This window comes from Luteipulveratus mongoliensis, assembly GCF_001190945.1.
In the GTDB taxonomy this organism is placed as follows: domain Bacteria; phylum Actinomycetota; class Actinomycetes; order Actinomycetales; family Dermatophilaceae; genus Luteipulveratus; species Luteipulveratus mongoliensis.
In genome coordinates, this window is the sequence record NZ_CP011112.1 from 1,932,477 (window position 1) to 1,950,187 (window position 17,711).

At 70.0% G+C, this 17,711-nt stretch carries 17 protein-coding genes; 13 read left to right on the top strand and 4 right to left on the bottom strand.

The genetic code is table 11. The features are described 5' to 3' along the window. Positions 1 to 62 precede the first annotated feature (62 nt). Positions 63 to 1,457 (bottom strand): class II fumarate hydratase, encoded by a 1,395-nt coding sequence (locus VV02_RS09245; protein WP_425412262.1) that lies wholly within the window; start codon positions 1,455 to 1,457, stop codon positions 63 to 65. A 254-nt stretch (positions 1,458 to 1,711) separates the two neighbouring features. Here VV02_RS09245 and VV02_RS09250 point away from each other — a divergent pair, with 254 nt between their 5' ends. Then, positions 1,712 to 2,098 (top strand): hypothetical protein, encoded by a 387-nt coding sequence (locus VV02_RS09250; RefSeq protein WP_052591121.1) that lies wholly within the window; start codon positions 1,712 to 1,714, stop codon positions 2,096 to 2,098. Positions 2,099 to 2,101: 3 nt separating this feature from the next. Here the strand turns inward: VV02_RS09250 and coaA are convergent, their stop codons facing one another. Beyond that, positions 2,102 to 3,070 carry a type I pantothenate kinase gene (gene coaA / locus VV02_RS09255; RefSeq protein ID WP_052591122.1) on the bottom strand — a complete coding sequence of 323 codons (969 nt, stop codon included), beginning with the start codon at positions 3,068 to 3,070 and terminating at the stop codon, positions 2,102 to 2,104. A gap of 122 nt (positions 3,071 to 3,192) precedes the next feature. Here coaA and glmS point away from each other — a divergent pair, with 122 nt between their 5' ends. From glmS to VV02_RS09310, 11 genes are all read left to right on the top strand, one after another. Then, positions 3,193 to 5,046 (top strand): glutamine--fructose-6-phosphate transaminase (isomerizing), encoded by a 1,854-nt coding sequence (gene glmS / locus VV02_RS09260; RefSeq protein ID WP_052591126.1) that lies wholly within the window; start codon positions 3,193 to 3,195, stop codon positions 5,044 to 5,046. Next, entirely contained in the window at positions 5,043 to 5,393 is a 351-nt protein-coding gene (locus VV02_RS09265) for a holo-ACP synthase (RefSeq protein WP_052591131.1), read from the top strand. The genes glmS and VV02_RS09265 overlap by 4 nt, the downstream gene beginning before the upstream one ends. A 2-nt stretch (positions 5,394 to 5,395) precedes the next feature. Beyond that, the gene (locus tag VV02_RS09270; RefSeq protein WP_052591133.1) at positions 5,396 to 6,853 is read left to right on the top strand and encodes a bifunctional ADP-dependent NAD(P)H-hydrate dehydratase/NAD(P)H-hydrate epimerase; all 1,458 of its coding nucleotides are present in this window, start codon (positions 5,396 to 5,398) and stop codon (positions 6,851 to 6,853) included. 21 nt (positions 6,854 to 6,874) lie between these two features. Beyond that, positions 6,875 to 7,405 carry a YbaK/EbsC family protein gene (locus tag VV02_RS09275; protein WP_052591136.1) on the top strand — a complete coding sequence of 177 codons (531 nt, stop codon included), beginning with the start codon at positions 6,875 to 6,877 and terminating at the stop codon, positions 7,403 to 7,405. Positions 7,406 to 7,544: 139 nt separating this feature from the next. After that, positions 7,545 to 8,687: an alanine racemase gene (gene alr / locus VV02_RS09280; RefSeq protein WP_218917392.1), complete on the top strand. Its 1,143-nt coding sequence runs from the start codon at positions 7,545 to 7,547 to the stop codon at positions 8,685 to 8,687. Continuing rightward, entirely contained in the window at positions 8,684 to 9,850 is a 1,167-nt protein-coding gene (locus VV02_RS09285) for an alpha/beta fold hydrolase (RefSeq protein WP_052591139.1), read from the top strand. Before alr ends, VV02_RS09285 begins: the two co-directional genes overlap by 4 nt. Beyond that, on the top strand, positions 9,843 to 10,328 hold the full coding sequence (gene tsaE, locus VV02_RS09290) for a tRNA (adenosine(37)-N6)-threonylcarbamoyltransferase complex ATPase subunit type 1 TsaE (protein ID WP_052591141.1): 486 nt from the start codon (positions 9,843 to 9,845) through the stop codon (positions 10,326 to 10,328). The genes VV02_RS09285 and tsaE overlap by 8 nt, the downstream gene beginning before the upstream one ends. An 87-nt stretch (positions 10,329 to 10,415) precedes the next feature. Beyond that, positions 10,416 to 11,084, top strand: coding sequence for a tRNA (adenosine(37)-N6)-threonylcarbamoyltransferase complex dimerization subunit type 1 TsaB (gene tsaB / locus VV02_RS09295; RefSeq protein WP_052591143.1), 669 nt, complete (start codon positions 10,416 to 10,418; stop codon positions 11,082 to 11,084). After that, positions 11,081 to 11,611, top strand: coding sequence for a ribosomal protein S18-alanine N-acetyltransferase (gene rimI / locus VV02_RS09300; RefSeq protein WP_083450040.1), 531 nt, complete (start codon positions 11,081 to 11,083; stop codon positions 11,609 to 11,611). Before tsaB ends, rimI begins: the two co-directional genes overlap by 4 nt. Beyond that, on the top strand, positions 11,604 to 12,695 hold the full coding sequence (tsaD, locus tag VV02_RS09305; protein ID WP_245633032.1) for a tRNA (adenosine(37)-N6)-threonylcarbamoyltransferase complex transferase subunit TsaD: 1,092 nt from the start codon (positions 11,604 to 11,606) through the stop codon (positions 12,693 to 12,695). Before rimI ends, tsaD begins: the two co-directional genes overlap by 8 nt. Then, positions 12,692 to 14,410, top strand: a complete 1,719-nt coding sequence (locus VV02_RS09310) for a glycoside hydrolase family 3 protein (RefSeq protein ID WP_052591146.1) — start codon at positions 12,692 to 12,694, stop codon at positions 14,408 to 14,410. The genes tsaD and VV02_RS09310 overlap by 4 nt, the downstream gene beginning before the upstream one ends. 43 nt (positions 14,411 to 14,453) lie before the next feature. Here VV02_RS09310 and VV02_RS09315 read toward each other — a convergent pair whose 3' ends face one another. Further along, entirely contained in the window at positions 14,454 to 15,863 is a 1,410-nt protein-coding gene (locus VV02_RS09315; RefSeq protein WP_218917393.1) for a DHA2 family efflux MFS transporter permease subunit, read from the bottom strand. Between the two features lie 82 nt (positions 15,864 to 15,945). Between VV02_RS09315 and VV02_RS09320 the strand changes: the two genes are divergently transcribed. Then, positions 15,946 to 16,371, top strand: a complete 426-nt coding sequence (locus tag VV02_RS09320; RefSeq protein ID WP_052591147.1) for a MarR family winged helix-turn-helix transcriptional regulator — start codon at positions 15,946 to 15,948, stop codon at positions 16,369 to 16,371. Positions 16,372 to 16,395: 24 nt separating this feature from the next. Here VV02_RS09320 and VV02_RS09325 read toward each other — a convergent pair whose 3' ends face one another. After that, positions 16,396 to 17,619 carry a class I SAM-dependent methyltransferase gene (locus VV02_RS09325; protein ID WP_052596767.1) on the bottom strand — a complete coding sequence of 408 codons (1,224 nt, stop codon included), beginning with the start codon at positions 17,617 to 17,619 and terminating at the stop codon, positions 16,396 to 16,398. Positions 17,620 to 17,711: the final 92 nt, after the last annotated feature.

Consider the following 17,711-nt stretch of genomic DNA (forward strand, 5'->3'; position numbering starts at 1 on the left):
CACCACAGACGCCGGCCCGTCTCCCTCCAGGGAGGCGGGCCGGCGTTCGTTTGAGCCGCGGCTCAGACGGGTGGGCGGGTCATAGCGAGCACGTCGAGCGCGGCGTCGAGCTGCTCGAGCGTCAGGTCGCCGGAGTCGACGTGGCCTCGCTCGAGCACGATCTCGCGGATGGTGCGGCCCTCCTTGAGGGCCTGCTTTGCCACCGCAGCGGCCGCCTCGTAGCCGATGTACTGGTTGAGCGGCGTGACGATGGACGGCGAGGACTCGGCGTACGCCCGACCCCGCTCCTCGTCCGCGGTGATCCCGTCGATACACCGCGTCGCCAGCGTGCGGGTGGCGCCGGCCAGGAAGGTGATCTGCTCCATCACCGCCCGCCCGATGACCGGCAGCATCACATTGAGCTCGAACGCGCCGCTGGCTCCCGCAGTCGCGATCGTCGCGTCGTGACCGATGACCTGCGCGCAGACCATCAGCGTCGCCTCAGGGAGCACCGGGTTGACCTTGCCGGGCATGATGCTGGACCCGGGCTGCAGGTCCGGCAGCCGGATCTCGGAGAGGCCGGCGCGCGGCCCTGAGCCCATCCAGCGCAGGTCGTTACAGATCTTGGTCAGGGAGACCGCCAGCGTCCGCAGGGCGCCGGACAGGGCTACCACCGCGTCCTGGGTGCTCTGTGCCTCGAAGTGGTCGGTGGCCTCGCGCAGTGGCAGGCCGGTCTCGTCCGCCAGCCGGGCGACCACGGCTGAGGCGAAGCCGGGCTTGGCGTTGAGGCCGGTGCCGACCGCAGTGCCACCCAGGGGCAGCTCGTGCACGTACGCCGCCGCCTGGCTGATGCGCTCGCGGCTCAGCTCGATCTGGCGCGCGTAGCCACCGAACTCTTGGCCGAGCGTCACCGGCACCGCGTCCATCAGGTGCGTCCGCCCGGACTTCACGACGTCCGCGAGCTGCTCGGCCTGGCGGATGAGGGAGTTCTGCAGCGTCTCCAGTGCCGGATCGAGCTGCTGGACCAGCGCGGTCGCAGCCGCCAGCCGGATCGCGGTCGGGAACGTGTCGTTGCTGGACTGCCCGGCGTTGACGTGGTCATTGGGGTGGATCTGCAGGTCGCTCGCGAGATGGGCGATACGCGCGACGACCTCGTTGACGTTCATGTTGGTCGAGGTGCCGGAGCCCGTCTGGAAGACATCGATCGGGAACTGGTCGTCGTGCTGCCCGTCCACGACTTCACGGGCGGCCGCCGCGATGGCTGTCGCCCGTGGTTCGTCGAGCACGCCGAGGTCAGCGTTCACGAGGGCGGCAGCGGCCTTGATGCGGGCCAGAGCGTGCACGATCTGCGGCGGGACGCGTTCGCCCGAGATGGGGAAGTTCTCGACGGCGCGGGCGGTCTGGGCGCCGTACAGCGCATCGGCGGGGACTTGCACCTCGCCCATCGAGTCGTGCTCGGTCCTGGTCGCATCTGCCATGCCTCCCATCATGCGCCTGTGGCCGGCGTCACCTCCCCGGGGGACAGCGCGCGGGTGAGTGGGTGCTCAGTGCGCATGTTCGGCGGTGAATGGCCGCTCACTGCGCGTCAATGGCTCCCGAACCGACGACGTACGAGCCGTTTGCGCTCAGTCGCGAAGCGGCACGAGGCTGCTGACGGTCTGCCAGCCCGACGTTGACGGTGCTTGATGCGAAGGTGGTCCGCCGAGCCTCTGACGCGAGTGAGAATGGAGACATGCAGGTGCTGCAACAACGCGCGATCGCGGTCGCGTACTGGGTGATCGCTTTCGTGCTGTCGGTCCTGGCGGGCGTCGGCGGCGCAGTCATCGCCCGAGACTCTGCGCCCGAGTTCTCCAAGGAGGACGAGGGAGCAGCCGCGACCAGCGGTGCGCGAGTGCTGTTCGGAGCGATGGGTTTTGCGATCGCGGGCTTGGCCGTGGCGGCGCTGTTCGCCGGCGCGTGGATGCTGCTGTGGATCCGTCAGCGGCGGACGCAGGCACCCACTGCGATCGGCCACGACGACCCGGACCACGACCTCGCCGACCTCCTCGTGGACGAGGACGGGGCCTTCATCGACGAGGTGGCCGACCCGACGGCCGACGAGCCGGGCGCCCGTACCTGATGCTCAGAGCTTGCGCAGCAGGACCTGCTGGACGGCGTGGTCCGAGCCCTTCTGCATGACCAGCGTCGCCCGGCCACGGGTGGTCTCGATGTTCTCCATCAGGTTGGGGTAGTTGATCGATTCCCAGATCTCCGTCGCGCGGTTGACCGCATCGGTGTCGGACAGCGACGCGAAGCGGTGGAAGTAGGACTGCGGGTCGGCGAAGGCCGTCTTGCGCAGGGAGAGGAAGCGGTCGACGTACCACCGACGGATGTCGCGCTCAGCCGCATCGACGTAGACCGAGAAGTCGAAGAAGTCCGACAGCGCCAGCGTCGACGGGTAGTCCATGGACAGGGGCGCCGGCTGCAGCACGTTGAGGCCCTCGACGATCAGGACATCGGGCTGACGCACCACGATCTTCTCGTCCGGGACGATGTCGTACGACAGGTGCGAGTAGACCGGCGCGGTCACCTGAGGCTTGCCGGACTTGACCTCCGAGACGAACCTGATCAACGCGCGACGGTCGTACGACTCGGGAAAACCCTTGCGCTCCAACAGTCCTCGCTTCTTGAGCTCGGCGTTGGGCAGCAGGAATCCATCGGTCGTGATGAGCTCGACGCGAGGGGTGTCCTCCCAGCGCGAGAGCAGCTCGCGCAGCACACGGGCCGTGGTCGACTTGCCGACTGCGACGGACCCGGCGATGCCGATGATGAAGGGCGTCTTGGCCGGCCGTTCGTCCAGGAACGCCGATGTGACTCGATGCAGGCCTGACGTGGCGCCGACGTAGAAGTTGAGCAGCCGCGAGATGGGGAGGTAGACCTCCTCGACCTCGCGCAGGTCGATCGGCTCGCCGAGACCGGACAACCGGTCGACATCGGCCGCGTCGAGGCTCAGGGGGTGCGTGTGCCGGAGCCGGGCCCAGTCCTCGCGGTCCAGCTCCACGTACGGAGACGGCAGGAGGGGTATGGCCAGCTCGCCGGTGTGTCGGGTCACCCGGACATCGTGCCAGGCGACGATGCCGGACCGACGGAGCCTGCGACGTCGGCCGGAGGAGGAGCTGGCCGAAACAGCACAGGTCGTCCAGGGTCGGCCGGGGAGGCCCTAGGCTGCCCGCCATGTGTGGAATCGTCGGATACGTCGGCTCGAACGTCGACGGCAAGGCCCAGGACGTCGTACTCGAGGGCCTGGCCCGGCTCGAATATCGCGGTTACGACTCGGCTGGAGTAGCCCTCGTCACCGGCGACAGCGTGTCGACCGCGAAGAAGGCCGGCAAGCTCGCCAACCTCCTCGAGGAGCTGCAGAGCGCGCCCCTGCCACAGTCCAGCACCGGCATCGGCCACACCCGTTGGGCGACGCACGGCGGCCCCACGGATGCCAACGCCCACCCGCATCGCGGCGGCACCGACAGCAAGCTGGCGGTCATCCACAACGGCATCATCGAGAACTTCCACGCGCTGAAGTCCACCCTGACCGCCGACGGCGTCGAGTTCGTCTCCGAGACCGACACCGAGGTCGTCGCCCAGCTCTTGTCACGGGCGTACGCCGGCGATCTCACCGAGGCGATGCGCACCGTCGTGGACCAGCTCGAGGGCGCGTTCACCCTGCTCGCGGTGCACGCCGACCAGCCTGGTGTCGTCGTCGGTGCTCGTCGCAACAGCCCGCTTGTGGTCGGACTCGGCGAGGGAGAGAACTTCCTGGGCTCCGACGTCGCGGCGTTCATCGGTTACACCCGTCACGCGCTGGAGCTGGAGCAGGACCAGATCGTCACGATCACACCCGAGGGCGCATCGGTCATCAACTTCGACGGTACGCCCGCGCAGGGCAAGGCGTTCGAGGTCACCTGGGACGCCGCGGCCGCCGAGAAGGGCGGCTACGACACCTTCATGGAGAAGGAGATCCACGAGCAGCCGCACGCTGTCGGCGACACGCTCCTGGGTCGCACGGACGAGGCTGGACACCTCGTGCTCGACGAGCTGCGCATCTCGGAGGAGCAGCTCAAGGCCGTCGACCGGATCACGATCGTCGCCTGCGGCACGGCGGCGTACGCCGGCATGGTCGCCAAGTACGCCATCGAGCACTGGACGCGCATCCCGGTGGAGGTCGCGCTGGCGCACGAGTTCCGCTACTGCGACCCGATCGTCAGCGAGCGCACGCTCGTCGTCTCCATCAGCCAGTCCGGCGAGACCATGGACACGCTGATGGCGGTCAAGCACGCTCGCGACCTGGGCGCATTGACCGTGTCGGTCTGCAACACGCACGGCTCGACGATCCCGCGCGAGTCTGACGCGGTGCTCTACACCCACGCCGGGCCGGAGATCGCGGTCGCCTCGACCAAGGCGTTCCTGGCGCAGATCACCGCTTGCTACGTCCTCGGCCTTTACCTCGCCCAGCTGCGCGGCGGGTCGTACGCCGATGACGCGCACGCGGTCCTCAAAGAGCTGCAGGAGGTGCCGGACAAGATCGAGAAGCTGCTCGGCGACCTGGACCGCGTCCGCGAGATCGCTCGCTTCATGGCCGACACCCGCTCGGTGCTGTTCCTTGGTCGGCACGTCGGCTATCCCGTGGCGATGGAGGGCGCGCTCAAGCTCAAGGAGCTGGCCTACATCCACGCGGAGGGTTTCGCCGCCGGTGAGCTCAAGCACGGTCCGATCGCGTTGATCGAGCCCGGACAGCCGGTGTTCATCGTGGTGCCCGGGCCGGACACTCCGCACGGCCTGCACGGCAAGGTCGTCTCCAACATCCAGGAGATCCGCGCTCGTGGCGCCCGGACCCTGGTCATCGCGCAGGAGGGCGACACGGCGGTCGAGCCGTTCGCCGACGAGATCCTGCGGGTGCCGGCGACGTCGCCGATGCTCGCCCCGCTGCTCACCGTCGTACCCCTGCAGGTGTTCGCCCTGGAGCTGTCCACGGCCAAGGGCCTGGACGTCGACCAGCCGCGCAACCTCGCGAAGTCGGTCACGGTCGAGTGATTGTCGGGGTCGGGATCGACGTGGTCGACGTAGCGCGGTTCGAGCAGACGCTGGAGCGGACGCCGGCTCTGCGTGACCGCCTGTTCACGGTGGACGAGGCGTCACTGCCGATCAACTCGCTGGCCGCCCGCTTCGCCGCCAAAGAAGCACTCGCCAAGGCCCTCGGTGCGCCGGCCGGTATGCACTGGACCGACGCGACGGTCGCGCGTCGCGACGGCGGACAGCCCTACCTCGTCATCACCGGCACAGTGCAGTCGCGGGCGAACGACCTGGGCATCCAGTCCTTCCACCTGTCCATGAGCCACGACGCCGGCATCGCCTCCGCGGTCGTCGTCGCGGAGGGCTGAGCATGATCCGGGCGTACGCCGTCGGCCAGGTGCGCGCAGCCGAGGCGTCAGCGATGGAGGACCTCTTCGACGGTGAGCTGATGCAGCGAGCCGCTCTCGGCCTGGCGGAGGTCGCCATCGCCCGACTGAGCGAGCGCGCCGGCGGCGTCGCCGTCCTCGTCGGCTCAGGCGACAACGGAGGCGATGTGTTGTACGCCGCCGCTCACCTCGCGCGCGCCGACCACCCCGTCGAGGTCGTCCTCGTCGGGAGCCATGCTCATGACGGCGGCGTGGCCGCTGCGAGTGGGGCCGGAGTGTCCGTTCTCGAGTGGCGAGGCGGCGAGGCGTCGCCCGAGGTGCGTGCGGCGCTAGCGGAGGCTGACGTAGTGCTGGACGGCATCACCGGGATCGGTGGCCGGCCCGGTCTGCCTGAGCACCTCGTCGCGCTCCCGGAGCTGATCGGCGAGGACGCCTACGTCATCGCGGTTGACCTGCCCTCAGGCGCCGATCCAGCCGGCCGGACCTGGTCCGAGACGGTGTACGCCGACGAGACCGTGACCTTCAGCCTCACCAAACCGGTGCACCTGCTGCCTCCGACCGAGCCGGCGACGGGTCTGCTGACCGTGGTCGACATCGGTGTGGCCGAGCCGTCGAGCCCGGCCGTGGAGCGACTCACCCACGAAGACGTCGCACGGCTGTGGCCGGTGCCTGGGCCGGACGACGACAAGTACTCGCGTGGCGTCCTCGGCGTCGTTGCCGGCGGTGAGCTCTACACCGGCGCTGCGCTGATGTCGGTGACGGCCGCGGTCACGGCCGGGGTCGGGATGGTCCGCTACGTCGGACCGCGCCACCCGACCGACCTGCTCCGTGCGGCGGTCCCGGAGGCGGTCTTCGGCGTCGGTCGGGTCCAGGCCTGGTCCATCGGGTCCGGCCTGGACGTCGAGCAGGCTGACGAGGAGCAGCTGGCCGCAGCACGCGATGCGCTGGAGTCTGATCTGCCCGTGCTGCTTGACGCCGGCGGGCTCGACCTGATCGACGAATCGCGTTCTGCTCCAACGCTTCTCACGCCTCACGCGGGCGAGCTCCTCCGCCTGGCCCGCCGACTCGAGCTCGCCGACGCCGATGACGACCAGGTCAGGCGTACGCCCGTCGATGTCGCTCAGGCGGTGGCCGACCGGCTGGATGTGACGGTGCTGCTCAAGGGAGCGGTGACCGTCGTCGTACCCCCGACGTCGGCAGGGCTGCCGATCCGTTCACAGTCCGACGGCCCCTCGTGGCTGGCCACAGCCGGCGCCGGCGACGTGCTGGCGGGACTGGCCGGGGCATTGCTGGCCAGTGGCCTGTCGCCGCTGGACGCGGGGTCGCTCGCGGCTCTCGTGCACGGCGTCGCCGCGGATGACGCCAACCCCGGAGGCCCGGTGCGCGCGATGGATGTGGCCCACCAGCTCGGCCGGACGGTTGCCCGTCTGCTGAGCCGCTGACCGCCCGGTTAACGTGCCCGCATGACTGATCTTGTCCTCGGCCGCCTCTCGTGGCAGCCGCTCGCCGACCATCCCGAGCTCGTCGCCGATGCGGTGGCGGCCGCGTCCTTGCCGGGCGACGTGTGGGTCACTCCGGTCGACCCGGACCTGGCCGACACGGCGGCGTTCTGCGAGGAGTACGGCGTCACGCTCGAGCAGTCGGCCAACTGCGTGATCGTCGAGGCGCGGCGCGGGGACCAGCGCACCCTCGCGGCGTGCATGGTCCTGGCGACCGACCGCGCGGACATCAACAAGACCGTCCGCAAGCACCTCGACGCTCGCAAGATCTCCTTCGCCTCGATGGACGAAGCGACGTCGGCGTCTGGCATGGAGTTCGGTGGCATCACGCCGATCGGCCTGCCCCAGGACTGGCCGATCCTGGTCGATGCGCGCGTCGCGGCCGCAGGCACCGTGGTCATCGGCGGTGGCGTACGCAGCTCCAAGATCGCGCTCGACGGCGCGCTGCTCGGTGGGCTGCCCGGCGCCGAGGTGATCGAGCTCGCCCAGCCCTGACACGGCTGCTTTCTGAGAGCCGGCTCGAGTGGTCACTGCTCGGCCCGCGGCCGCAACCGCGGCGGGAGCGACCCGGCTCACGTGTGTTGAGCGTCACTCGGTTGGGTACGCCGGGAGGCCTGATGCCATGCTGGGGCCGATGAGCACGGATCAGCCCACGGCGTGGGTCACCATCGATCTTGACGCGATCGCGAGCAACGTGGCATCGCTCAAGGAGCGGGCCGGCGACGCTGCCGTCATGGCGGTCGTCAAGGGCGACGCGTACGGCCATGGCCTGGTGCCGAGTGCGCGGGCTGCCTTGCGGGGCGGAGCGACGTGGCTCGGCGTGGCTCAGATGGCCGAGGCCCTCGAGCTGCGTGCGGCCGGCGTCGACGCGCCGTTGCTCACCTGGTTGCACGCGCCGGGTGTGAACTTCGCCCCCGCGGTGCGCGAGGGCATCGACATCGGGGTCCCCGCAGTCTGGGAGATCGAGGCCGTGGCCCAGGCGGCGCGCGACGAGGGCCGGACCGCGCGCGTACAGCTCAAGGCTGACACCGGCCTCGCCCGCAACGGCGCCTACGGCAAGGACTGGGACCTGCTGCGCGATGCGGCGGCGCGGCTTCAGGCCGAGGGCGTCATCGACGTGACCGGCGTCTTCACCCACTTCGCCTACGCCGACTCACCGCAGCACCCGACCGTGCTCCAGCAGCAGGAGCTGTTCCGTGAGCGCGTCGCGGATGCCGAGCGCGCGGGTCTCAAGCCGGACGTACGCCACATGTCCAACTCAGCGGCCACCCTGACCACCCCGTCCGCGGCCTGGGACATGGTGCGTCCGGGCCTGTCCGTCTACGGCCTGACGCCGGTGCCGGACCTCGGCGACGCTGCGTCGTTCGGGCTCCGCCCGGCCATGACGATGGCCGCGCGGGCGACCGTCGTGAAGCGGGTGCCGGCGGGTCAGGGCGTGAGCTACGGGCACACCTATGTGACGCCCAGGGAGACGACGCTGGTCGACGTACCCGCCGGATATGCGGACGGTGTGCCGCGTGCCGCCTCCGCGGTGGGGCCTGTCGCCATCGAGGGCAAGCGTTTCACCGTCGCCGGGCGGGTCTGTATGGATCAGTTCGTCGTCGACGTCGGCGATCTCCCCGTCGAGGCCGGCGCAGAGATCGTCCTCTTCGGACCCGGCGACCACGGCGAGCCGACCGCGCAGGACTGGGCGGACGCCGTCGGCACCATCTCGTACGAGATCGTCACGCGCATCAGCAGCCGGCTGCCGCGTGTCTATGTAGGAGAAGGCGCATGAGCGACCGTCCATCGCGTTCCCTCGTCGGCCTGGGGATCGGGCTGGCGGCGGCGGGAGCGACCGCAGCCGTCGGCTTGTCCGTCGGCCGTCTCATGCGCCGACGCGTCGAGGCCCACCGGGTCGACATCGACCCGCAGTTCGTAGAGATCCCGGACGAAGAGCTGGTCGTCATCGCCGACGACGGTGTGCCGCTGCACGTCGAGATCGACGAGCCGCGCGGTGAGGCGACCGGCGTCACGGTGGTGCTCACGCACGGCTACACGCTCAACCTCACCGGCTGGGTGTTCCAGCGACGGGCGCTGCGCGACGCCGGCTACCGGGTCGTGCTCTGGGACCACCGCGGCCACGGTCAGTCCGAGGAGGGCGAGGACTCGTCGTACGAGATCGCCCAGCTCGGTCGCGACCTCGCCTCCGTGATCGCTGCCGCCGCGCCCGAGGGCCCCGTCGCGCTCATCGGCCACTCGATGGGTGGCATGACCGTGATGGCGTACGCCGAGCAGCACCCCGAGGCCTTCCGCGACCGGGTGATCGGTGCGGGACTGCTCTCAACCAGCGCCGGCGGTCTGCGCGATGTGCACTGGGGACTGGGCCAGCGGCTGGGTGCGGTCGTGCACCGGCTCGGCCCGGGTGCGGTGTCACGGCTGGGCGACCAGCAGGATCTCGTGGCGCAGGCGCTCAAGGCCGGCAAGGACGTCGAAGAGCTTGCGGTGCACCACTTCTCGTTCGGTTCACATGTGCCGCAAGAGATCATCCGGCTGACCGCGGACATGATCTTCTCGACGCGGCTGCACGTCATCGGGGCGTTCCTGCCCACGCTGCAGGAGCACCACCGCTTCGACATCCTGCACAGCTTCGACGGCATCGAGACGCTCGTCATGAACGGCACCGTCGACCGCATCACACCGCCGGACCACTCCGAGGCGATCGTGGCGGCCATCCCCGGCGCCGAGCACGTCGTCGTCAAGGATGGCGGGCACGTGCTCATGCTCGAGTATCCCGACCTGGTCAACGACGAGCTGCTCGCCCTGCTCAAGCGCGCGGAGCGGGCCGTCGAGAAGCCTCGCCGTCGTACGCCCCTGATGCGCCGCACGGTGACCGACATCGCCGGTCGTCGGCGCGGCTCTTCGTCCCGGTCGCGAGGTCGGGCAGGTCAGGGTGCCTGAGCCGGTCGTCCTCACCGCTGCTGACGCCGAGGAGACCCAAGCGCTGGGGGAGCGGCTCGGCGACCTGCTGCGAGCCGGCGACCTGGTCGTACTGACGGGTGGCCTGGGCGCGGGCAAGACGACGTTCACGCAGGGCATCGGGCGCGGTCTCAAGGTCCGCGGCCCGATCACGTCGCCGACGTTCGTGGTCGCCCGGGTGCATCCGTCGCTGGGGGACGGGCCCGAGCTGGTGCACGTCGACGCCTACCGGCTGGGTGGCGCGGCCGAGCTCGATGACCTGGACCTCGATGCCGAGCTCGACGAGGCCGTGACGGTCATCGAATGGGGCGCCGGACTCGCCGAGAGCCTGAGCGAGCAGCGCCTGGAGATCGTGCTGACCGGCACCGACGACCGCAGTCTGCATCTGACCGCCGTAGGCGACCGCTGGGACGAGGTCCTGGCCGCCCTCGCCGGCGATCGGTCCGGACGATCAACCTGACATTCCGTGCCCTCTGGGGCACGAGATGTCTGAACGATCGTCGCGGCGATTGGGTGGGGGACAGACTCGGTCGTTAGCCTGACCGGCGTGCTGCTAGCCATTGACACCGCGACCCAGGCGGTCACCGTCGCCGTCCACGACGGTGCCACGGTGGTCGCCGAGCACAGCACCAGTGATGCCCGCAGGCACACCGAGCTGCTGGCGCCGAGCATCCGCGACACCTTGCGGGCGGCCGGGCTGCGGCCGCGCGACCTCAGCGCGATCGCGGTCGGTGTCGGTCCGGGTCCGTTCACCGGGCTGCGCGTCGGCGTGGTGACGGCGCGGACGATGGGCCTGGCCCTCGGCGTACCCGTCCATGGTGTGTGCAGCCTCGACGCGCTCGCGCACGGTGTCATGGCCGACGGCGAGCGGACGCGGTTCCTCGTGGCGACCGACGCTCGCCGCAAGGAGGTCTACTGGGCGGCCTACGACGTGACCGACCAGGGCGTACGCCGCTCGGACGGTCCTGACGTCGCGCGTGCCGCAGACCTGCCGGCTCACCTGCGCGGTCTGCCGACCGCCGGTCGCGGACCGCTGCTCTATCCCGATGCTCTCCCGCACGCGCTGCCACAGCTCGACGTGGGTGCCGGTGCGCTGGCTACCTTCGCGATGGGTGCGTTGCGCCGTGGTGAGGAGCTGCTGGAGCCGCAGCCCCTCTATCTGCGGCGACCGGATGCCGTACCCCAGTCCGAGCGCAAGCCGGTGTCGACAGCATGACGGCACTGCGTGAGCTGCGATGGACCGACATCGAGACGCTGGCCGAGCTGGAGCGTGCGCTGTTCGCTGACGACGCCTGGTCCCCGGCCAGCTGGTGGGGCGAGCTCGCCGGCCGGCCGCGGCGGGCGTACGTCGTCGCCGAGGACGGTGCGGACATTGTCGGGTACGCCGGGGTCGACCGAGCGGGCGACGTCGCCGATGTGATGACGGTTGCCGTTGCGCCTGCGGCGCAGGGCAGCGGGCTCGGTCAGCAGCTGATGGACTGGATGGTCGACACCGCCCGCGACGGCGGCGCCGAGTCACTTCTGCTCGAAGTGCGTGCCGACAACGCTCCCGCTCGAAAACTCTACGACCGCAACGGTTTTGAGCAGATCTCAGTGCGGCGCCGTTACTACAAGGCGACGATGCCGACCCGATCGAGCCTGCGAGAGCGGTCGGAGGAGGAGCCTGGTGGAACGGGCGCTGTCCAGCCGGGTGACGTCGACGCCCTGATCCTGCGCAAGCTGCTCAAGGAGAGCCATGTCTGACGGCGCGACCACGCCAATGGGGTCGACCCGCGGTGGGCAGTCCGACGGGCCTCTCGTCCTCGGCATCGAGTCCAGCTGCGACGAGACCGGGGTGGCGTTCGTCCGAGGCAACATCCTTGTCGGCGACGCGCTCGCGAGCAGTGTCGACGAGCACGCGCGCTTCGGTGGCGTCGTGCCCGAGGTGGCCAGCCGCGCGCACCTGGAGTCGATCATCCCGATGATCGAGCGGGCCTGTGAGGAGTCGGGCCACAAGCTCGACGACGTCGACGCGATCGCCGTCACCTCGGGCCCGGGTCTCGCCGGTGCGCTGATGGTCGGCGTCGCCAGTGCCAAGGCCCTTGCGCTGTGCCTCGACAAGCCGCTCTACGGCGTCAACCACCTCGCTGCCCACGTCTGCGCCGATGTGCTCGACCACGGTCCGCTGCCCGAGCCGACCGTCGCGCTACTGGTGTCCGGCGGCCACACCAACCTGCTCGTCGTCCGCGACATCGCCTCTGACATCGAGGAGCTCGGCGGCACGATCGACGACGCGGCGGGGGAGGCGTACGACAAGGTCGCCCGGGTGCTCGGCCTGCCCTACCCGGGTGGTCCGCACATCGACCAAGCCGCTCGTGAGGGCGACCGGGACGCGATCGCCTTCCCGCGTGGCCTCACGTCCCGCAAGGACATGGACCGACACCGCTACGACTACTCCTTCTCCGGTCTCAAGACGGCCGTCGTGCGATGGGTCGAAGCGCGCGAGCGAGCCGGTGAGCCGGTCCCGGTCAACGACGTCGCGGCGAGCTTCAGCCACGCGGTGGCCGACGTGCTGACCCGCAAGGCCGTCCTCGCATGCACTGAGCAGGGCATCGAGGATCTGCAGATCGGCGGGGGAGTGACGGCCAACTCGCAGCTGCGTGCCCTTGCCGAGGAGCGCTGCGCTGAGGCCGGAATTCGCTTGCGAGTGCCCAGGATTCGGCTCTGCACCGACAACGGCGCGATGGTCGCGGCGCTGGGCTCCCAGATGGTCCAGCGGGGTCTGCCGCCGTCGGACCTCGCCCTGCCCGCTGACTCGTCTCTCCCTGTGAGGACGGTTCAGGCATGAGGACGCACGTACGCCGACCGCTGGTCATCGCCTGCGCCGCGGCTTTGCTCGCTGGCTGCTCGAGCGGCAGTGATGACGGCGCGGCGTCGCCTTCGCGGACGCTCGTTCCTTCTGCCTCTCTCCCGACCGGCAACCGATCGGTCACGCCGGTTCCCCAGCGGACGGCCGCTCCGACGCCCTCCGCGACCACTGGTCCGAGCGCTGGTCTGCCGACCGAGGCTGACCTCGCCAAGGCCCGCCAGGACGTCAGCAAGCTGCCCACCGATCGACTGGCGGCGCAGCTGATCGTCGGGTTCTACACCGGCAGCGGCGAGGACTCCATCGCCAAGGTGATCAAGAACGAGCACCTCGGCGGCGTCATCCTGTTTCCGGGCAACGTGCCCAGCGGCAGCACCATGACCCGCGACCTGCGGGCGACGTCGCAGCGCGCCCAGGACGCGATGCGCACCGACGGCCGCGACTGGCCGGCCATCATCTCGGTCGACCAGGAAGGTGGTCCGGTCGCACGGCTCGGTTCGCCGGTCACCGAGCTGCCGTCGGGGATGGCGTACGGCGCCGCGCACGATCCGGCGCTCGCGACCCGCACCGCGCAGGGCATCGGCCAGGAGCTACGTGCCCTCGGCATGACGATGGTGTTCGCCCCAGACGCGGACGTGACGATCGGCGCGCACGACCCGACCGTCGGCGTACGCTCGCCCGGCTCCGACCCGCAGCGGGTGGCGAGCACGGCGGTGGCGCAGGTCAAGGGCTACACCCAGGCAGGCGTCGTCCCCGTCGTCAAGCACTTCCCGGGCCATGGCTCCGTGACGACCGACAGCCACGTCGGGCTGCCCGTGCAGGGTGCCTCGCTGGGCGTGCTGAAGAAGCGCGACCTGGTGCCGTTCCAGCAGCTGGTCGGGAGCGGGGCTCCGGCCGTCATGTCTGCGCACGTCGTGCTCAACATGGTCGACCCGAGCGCGCCGTCGACCATGAGCAAGCCTGTGCTGACCGGCGTCCTGCGCCAGCAGATGGGTTTCAAGGGCCTGATCATCACCGACGCGCTCCAGATGGGCGCCGTCCAGCAGCGCTACGGACCAGCGCGCGGGGCTGTCCAGGCGCTCAAGGCCGGTGCGGACGTGCTGCTCATGCCGGCCGACCCGAGCGCGTCCGTCAAGGCGATCACGGCCGCAGTCGGCTCCGGAGAGCTGACCCGCGACCGGCTCATCGAGTCGGCGGCGCGGATCGTGGCGACCATGCGTCGTACGACCACCGCCCAACCCGCGGCGTCGGCCGTCGGTGCCCACCAGGCCGACGCGCTCGCGCTCGCCCGCGCCTCGGTGACCCAGATCTCCGGCACCTGCGGCCAACGTGCCGTCGGCGACGGCGTACGGGTCTCCGGTGGCACCGCTCGTGACAGGGCACGTTTCGAGGCAGCGGCGCGCAAGGCCGGGCTCCGGGTCGGCAGCGGTACGACCGTCCGCCTCCTCGGCGGAGGGGCCTACAACGCCGGCAGCGGCAAGGCCAGTGGCGATGAGGGCGGCAGCGGACAAGTCATGGTCAGTCTCGATACGCCGTACGCCCTCAGCGCGGGCCCCGCGGCTGCGACGCGGATCGCGGCCTTCGGTCGCACTTCCGCGACCTTCACAGCTGTCGTCGACGTGCTGACCGGCAAGCAGAAGGCGTCCGGCACGCTGCCGGTCGACGTCGGCCGTTGGAAGGTCGGCGCCGGCTGCTGACGGCACCTCCCCAAAACCGTTGGCCTGCAAAGTGATCGGGCGCCTACCGCGCGTTGCGGAGGGTCCGCCACAGGAATGCTGACGCGACAAGAGCCAGGGCGCAGGTGGCCGAGAGGCACCAGTACGCCCGGTGGAACGACGTCTCGAGGCTGAGCCCGGACGCTGAACCGCGATAGAGCACGACGGCCAGGAGTGCGGCGCCCAGCGCACCGCCGAGCCGCATCGCGATGTTCACGAGAGCCGACGCATCAGGCATCTGGGAGCGCTGCACCGTCTTGTACGCCGCGGTCGTCGCCGGCATCGCCGCAAGCCCGATGGCCACGCCGTTCACGAAGAGCAGCGGGCCGAGCGTGGCAGCGGAGGCCGACGCGCCAAGGAGCGCGAACGGCACGACGGTCACCAGTGTCATCGCGGAACCACAGACGACCACGATGCCGCTGCCGACGCGATCAACGATCCGACCGGCGACCGGCATCGTCAGGGCGCCGCCGAGCCCGAACGGGATGAGGGTGAGTCCGGTGTCGATCAGGCTCTTGTCATGCAGCTGCAGGAAGTAGAGCGGAAGCAGCAGCATCGTCCCGAACAGCGCCGCACCCATCAGGCACGAGACGGCCGTCGCCGACGCGAAGACCCTGTTGCGCAGCAGCTCGAGGTTCAAGATCGCGTGGGGACGGGCCCACGACCGGCGGATGAACGCGACCAGGGCGACCACGCCGAGCACGAGCGGCAGCCAGGACGACAGGCCCGTGATGGAGCCGGTTCGGCCGACCTCCCCGACCGCGTACAGCACGAGCGACAGGCCGGCCGCACTCAGGAGCAGGCCGGTGACGTCGAGAGGCCCGGCAGCGCTGCCGTCATCCCGGGGCAGATAGCGGAAGCCGAGTGCGAGGCCGACGGCTCCGATAGGGACGTTGATCGCGAAAAGCCATGGCCAGCTGAGGTTTTCGAGCATGACGCCACCGACTGCAGGGCCGATCGCGGGCGCGCCGACCACGACGAGTCCGAGCGTGCTCATCACGCGTCCGAGCCGCTGCGGCCCGGCGACCTGGCCGAGAATGCTCTGTCCTGTCGGCACCAGGAGGCCGGCAGACAGACCCTGGAGCACGCGTAGCGCGATCATCCACTCGATGTTGGGAGCGATCGCGCACAGCGCTGACATGAGGGTGAAGGCGGCGAGCGCACTGAGCCACAACCGTCCTGCGCCGACGCGTCGTCCGAGCCAGCTGCACGCGGGGAGGGCCACGGCCATCGCCAGCAGGTAGCCGCTCCCGATCCACTGCACGGAGTCCAACGAGGCGTGCAGATCCTTGCCGATGCTCTCGAGGCCGATGTTGACCAGCGAGGTGTCCAACGTGCCCATGAAGGCGCCGAAGACCACGACGCACGCCACCCGCCACACCTCCCGAGGAATGGCGTCGGCGGCCTTCGGGTCGGTGATCGTGGACTGCGACATGGCAAACCTCCTAGAAAGCGGGGCGAAGCAATTGCAGACAGTATCAATAGTAGGTCACACCCACAATAGGTAGAATCCTTGAATGGTCGACACAACACCGCACCCCGATGGCCTGCTCCGCTTCCCGACCTATGTGCTCGGCCTGCTGCACAAGGCGTCACACGCCGAGGCCGGGTCCTCGTTGCGAGACCACTGGGTGCTGGTCTGCCTGGACGAGGAGCGCGACCTGTCGCAGCAACAGCTGTCCGATGCCTTGCGCATCGATCGCAGCGATGTGGTTCGGTTGATCGACGGTCTGGAGTCAGCGGGTTATGTTGTGCGGCAACGAGATTCGCATGACCGACGTCGCTATCAGCTGTCGATCACTCCTGCCGGGAGGGCGCAGCGCAAGCGAGTCGACCGACAGATCGAGCAGGCTCAGGACCGGGTCCTGGCAGCATTGGATCCGGCCGAGCGCGAACAGCTGCATCGGCTGGCGCTCAAAGCGTTGGGCCACCCTGAGTCGTGAGCGCTCGACGTCGAGCGGGTCGGGTCAGAACGGCGTGACGACCAGGACGACCTGGGTGGTCCGCAGCCGCGTCACCACAATGGTCACCGTCTGGTCGCCGCTCAGGCGCAGCTGTCGACGCAGCTGGTCGGCGTCCACCGACACCCCGCGCTTCTTGATCGTCACGCGTCCCGCACGCCGGTCGCGCAGCAGGGCGCGCAGCCCCTTGACGTTGTACGGGAGCACGTCCGTCACGGCGTAGCGACGTGCCCAGGGGAGCCGCATCTCGTGCGACGCGTTGACGTAGCCCAGCCCTGGCGACAGCTCCCGTCCGCCGACCGCGTTGGCCAGCGCACCGACCAGGCCGGCCCGGATCACGGCCCGGTCCGCCTCGTAGAGGTAGCGGTCGAGCCGCCCGATCTCGGCCAACGTCGGATCGGCGTCCTTCGCCATCGTCTCGTCGACCACGGCATCCACCCGCCGGCCGAGCACGCGAGCGGACCGCCCCGGGCGGCGTACGAGAGTGCCCCACCACAGCGCGCACTCGACGACCTCGCCGTCGTACGACGTCCACTCGGCTTCGGCGCGAGCCGGAAGCCGGCTGTGCGGGAACGCCGGCGAGAGCTTGGCCCCAGCCCCGGGAACCCGCGAGCTGAGGTCGCGAACCGCGTCCCACGACGGGCTCAGGTCCTCCAGGCGGAACAGGCGGCGGGTCTTGCCGTTGACGTCGGCGACGCCGGGTGTGCGTCGAGCCGGGTCGAGCCAGACACCCACACCTCGCGCCCCCTCGCCGGTCGGCAGCGGCACCGACTCGGCGGTGGCTTCCTCGACGGCGGCGCGCGTCCACGGCCGGAGGTTGACGGCGGCGATCGCCGCCGTCACCTCGTCCGCATCCACAGCGTTGACCCGAAGTCCGGCAGCCGCGAAAGCCATTGCGTCAGAACCGATTCCGCAACCCAGGTCGTAGACGTGGCGGATCCCGGCATCGGCAAATCGTTGTGCGTGAGCCTCGGCGATCGGCCTCCGGGTGGCCTGCTCCAGACCGTCACGGGTGAGCAGCATCTCGGCTGCTGTCGGGCCGAGCTTGTCGACCGCGCGAGCGCGCAGCTGGGACTGGGTCAGCGCGGCCGCGACGAGGTCGGGCTCGAAGCCTGCGGCCCGCAGCCGGGCGCCGAGGGCGAGCGCCGTCGACTCGTCGTAGGGCGGGAGCGACTGCAGCAGGCCCCAACCCTCACCGGACGTCAGCCGGTGCACGAGCGGAAGGTCCATGACCGTCATCTTGGCGCACGTGCTCCGGAGCGTGGGAAGGAGCCGGTGACATGCTGTGGACGATCTCCGTCCAACGTCCGACTGTTCGAGGA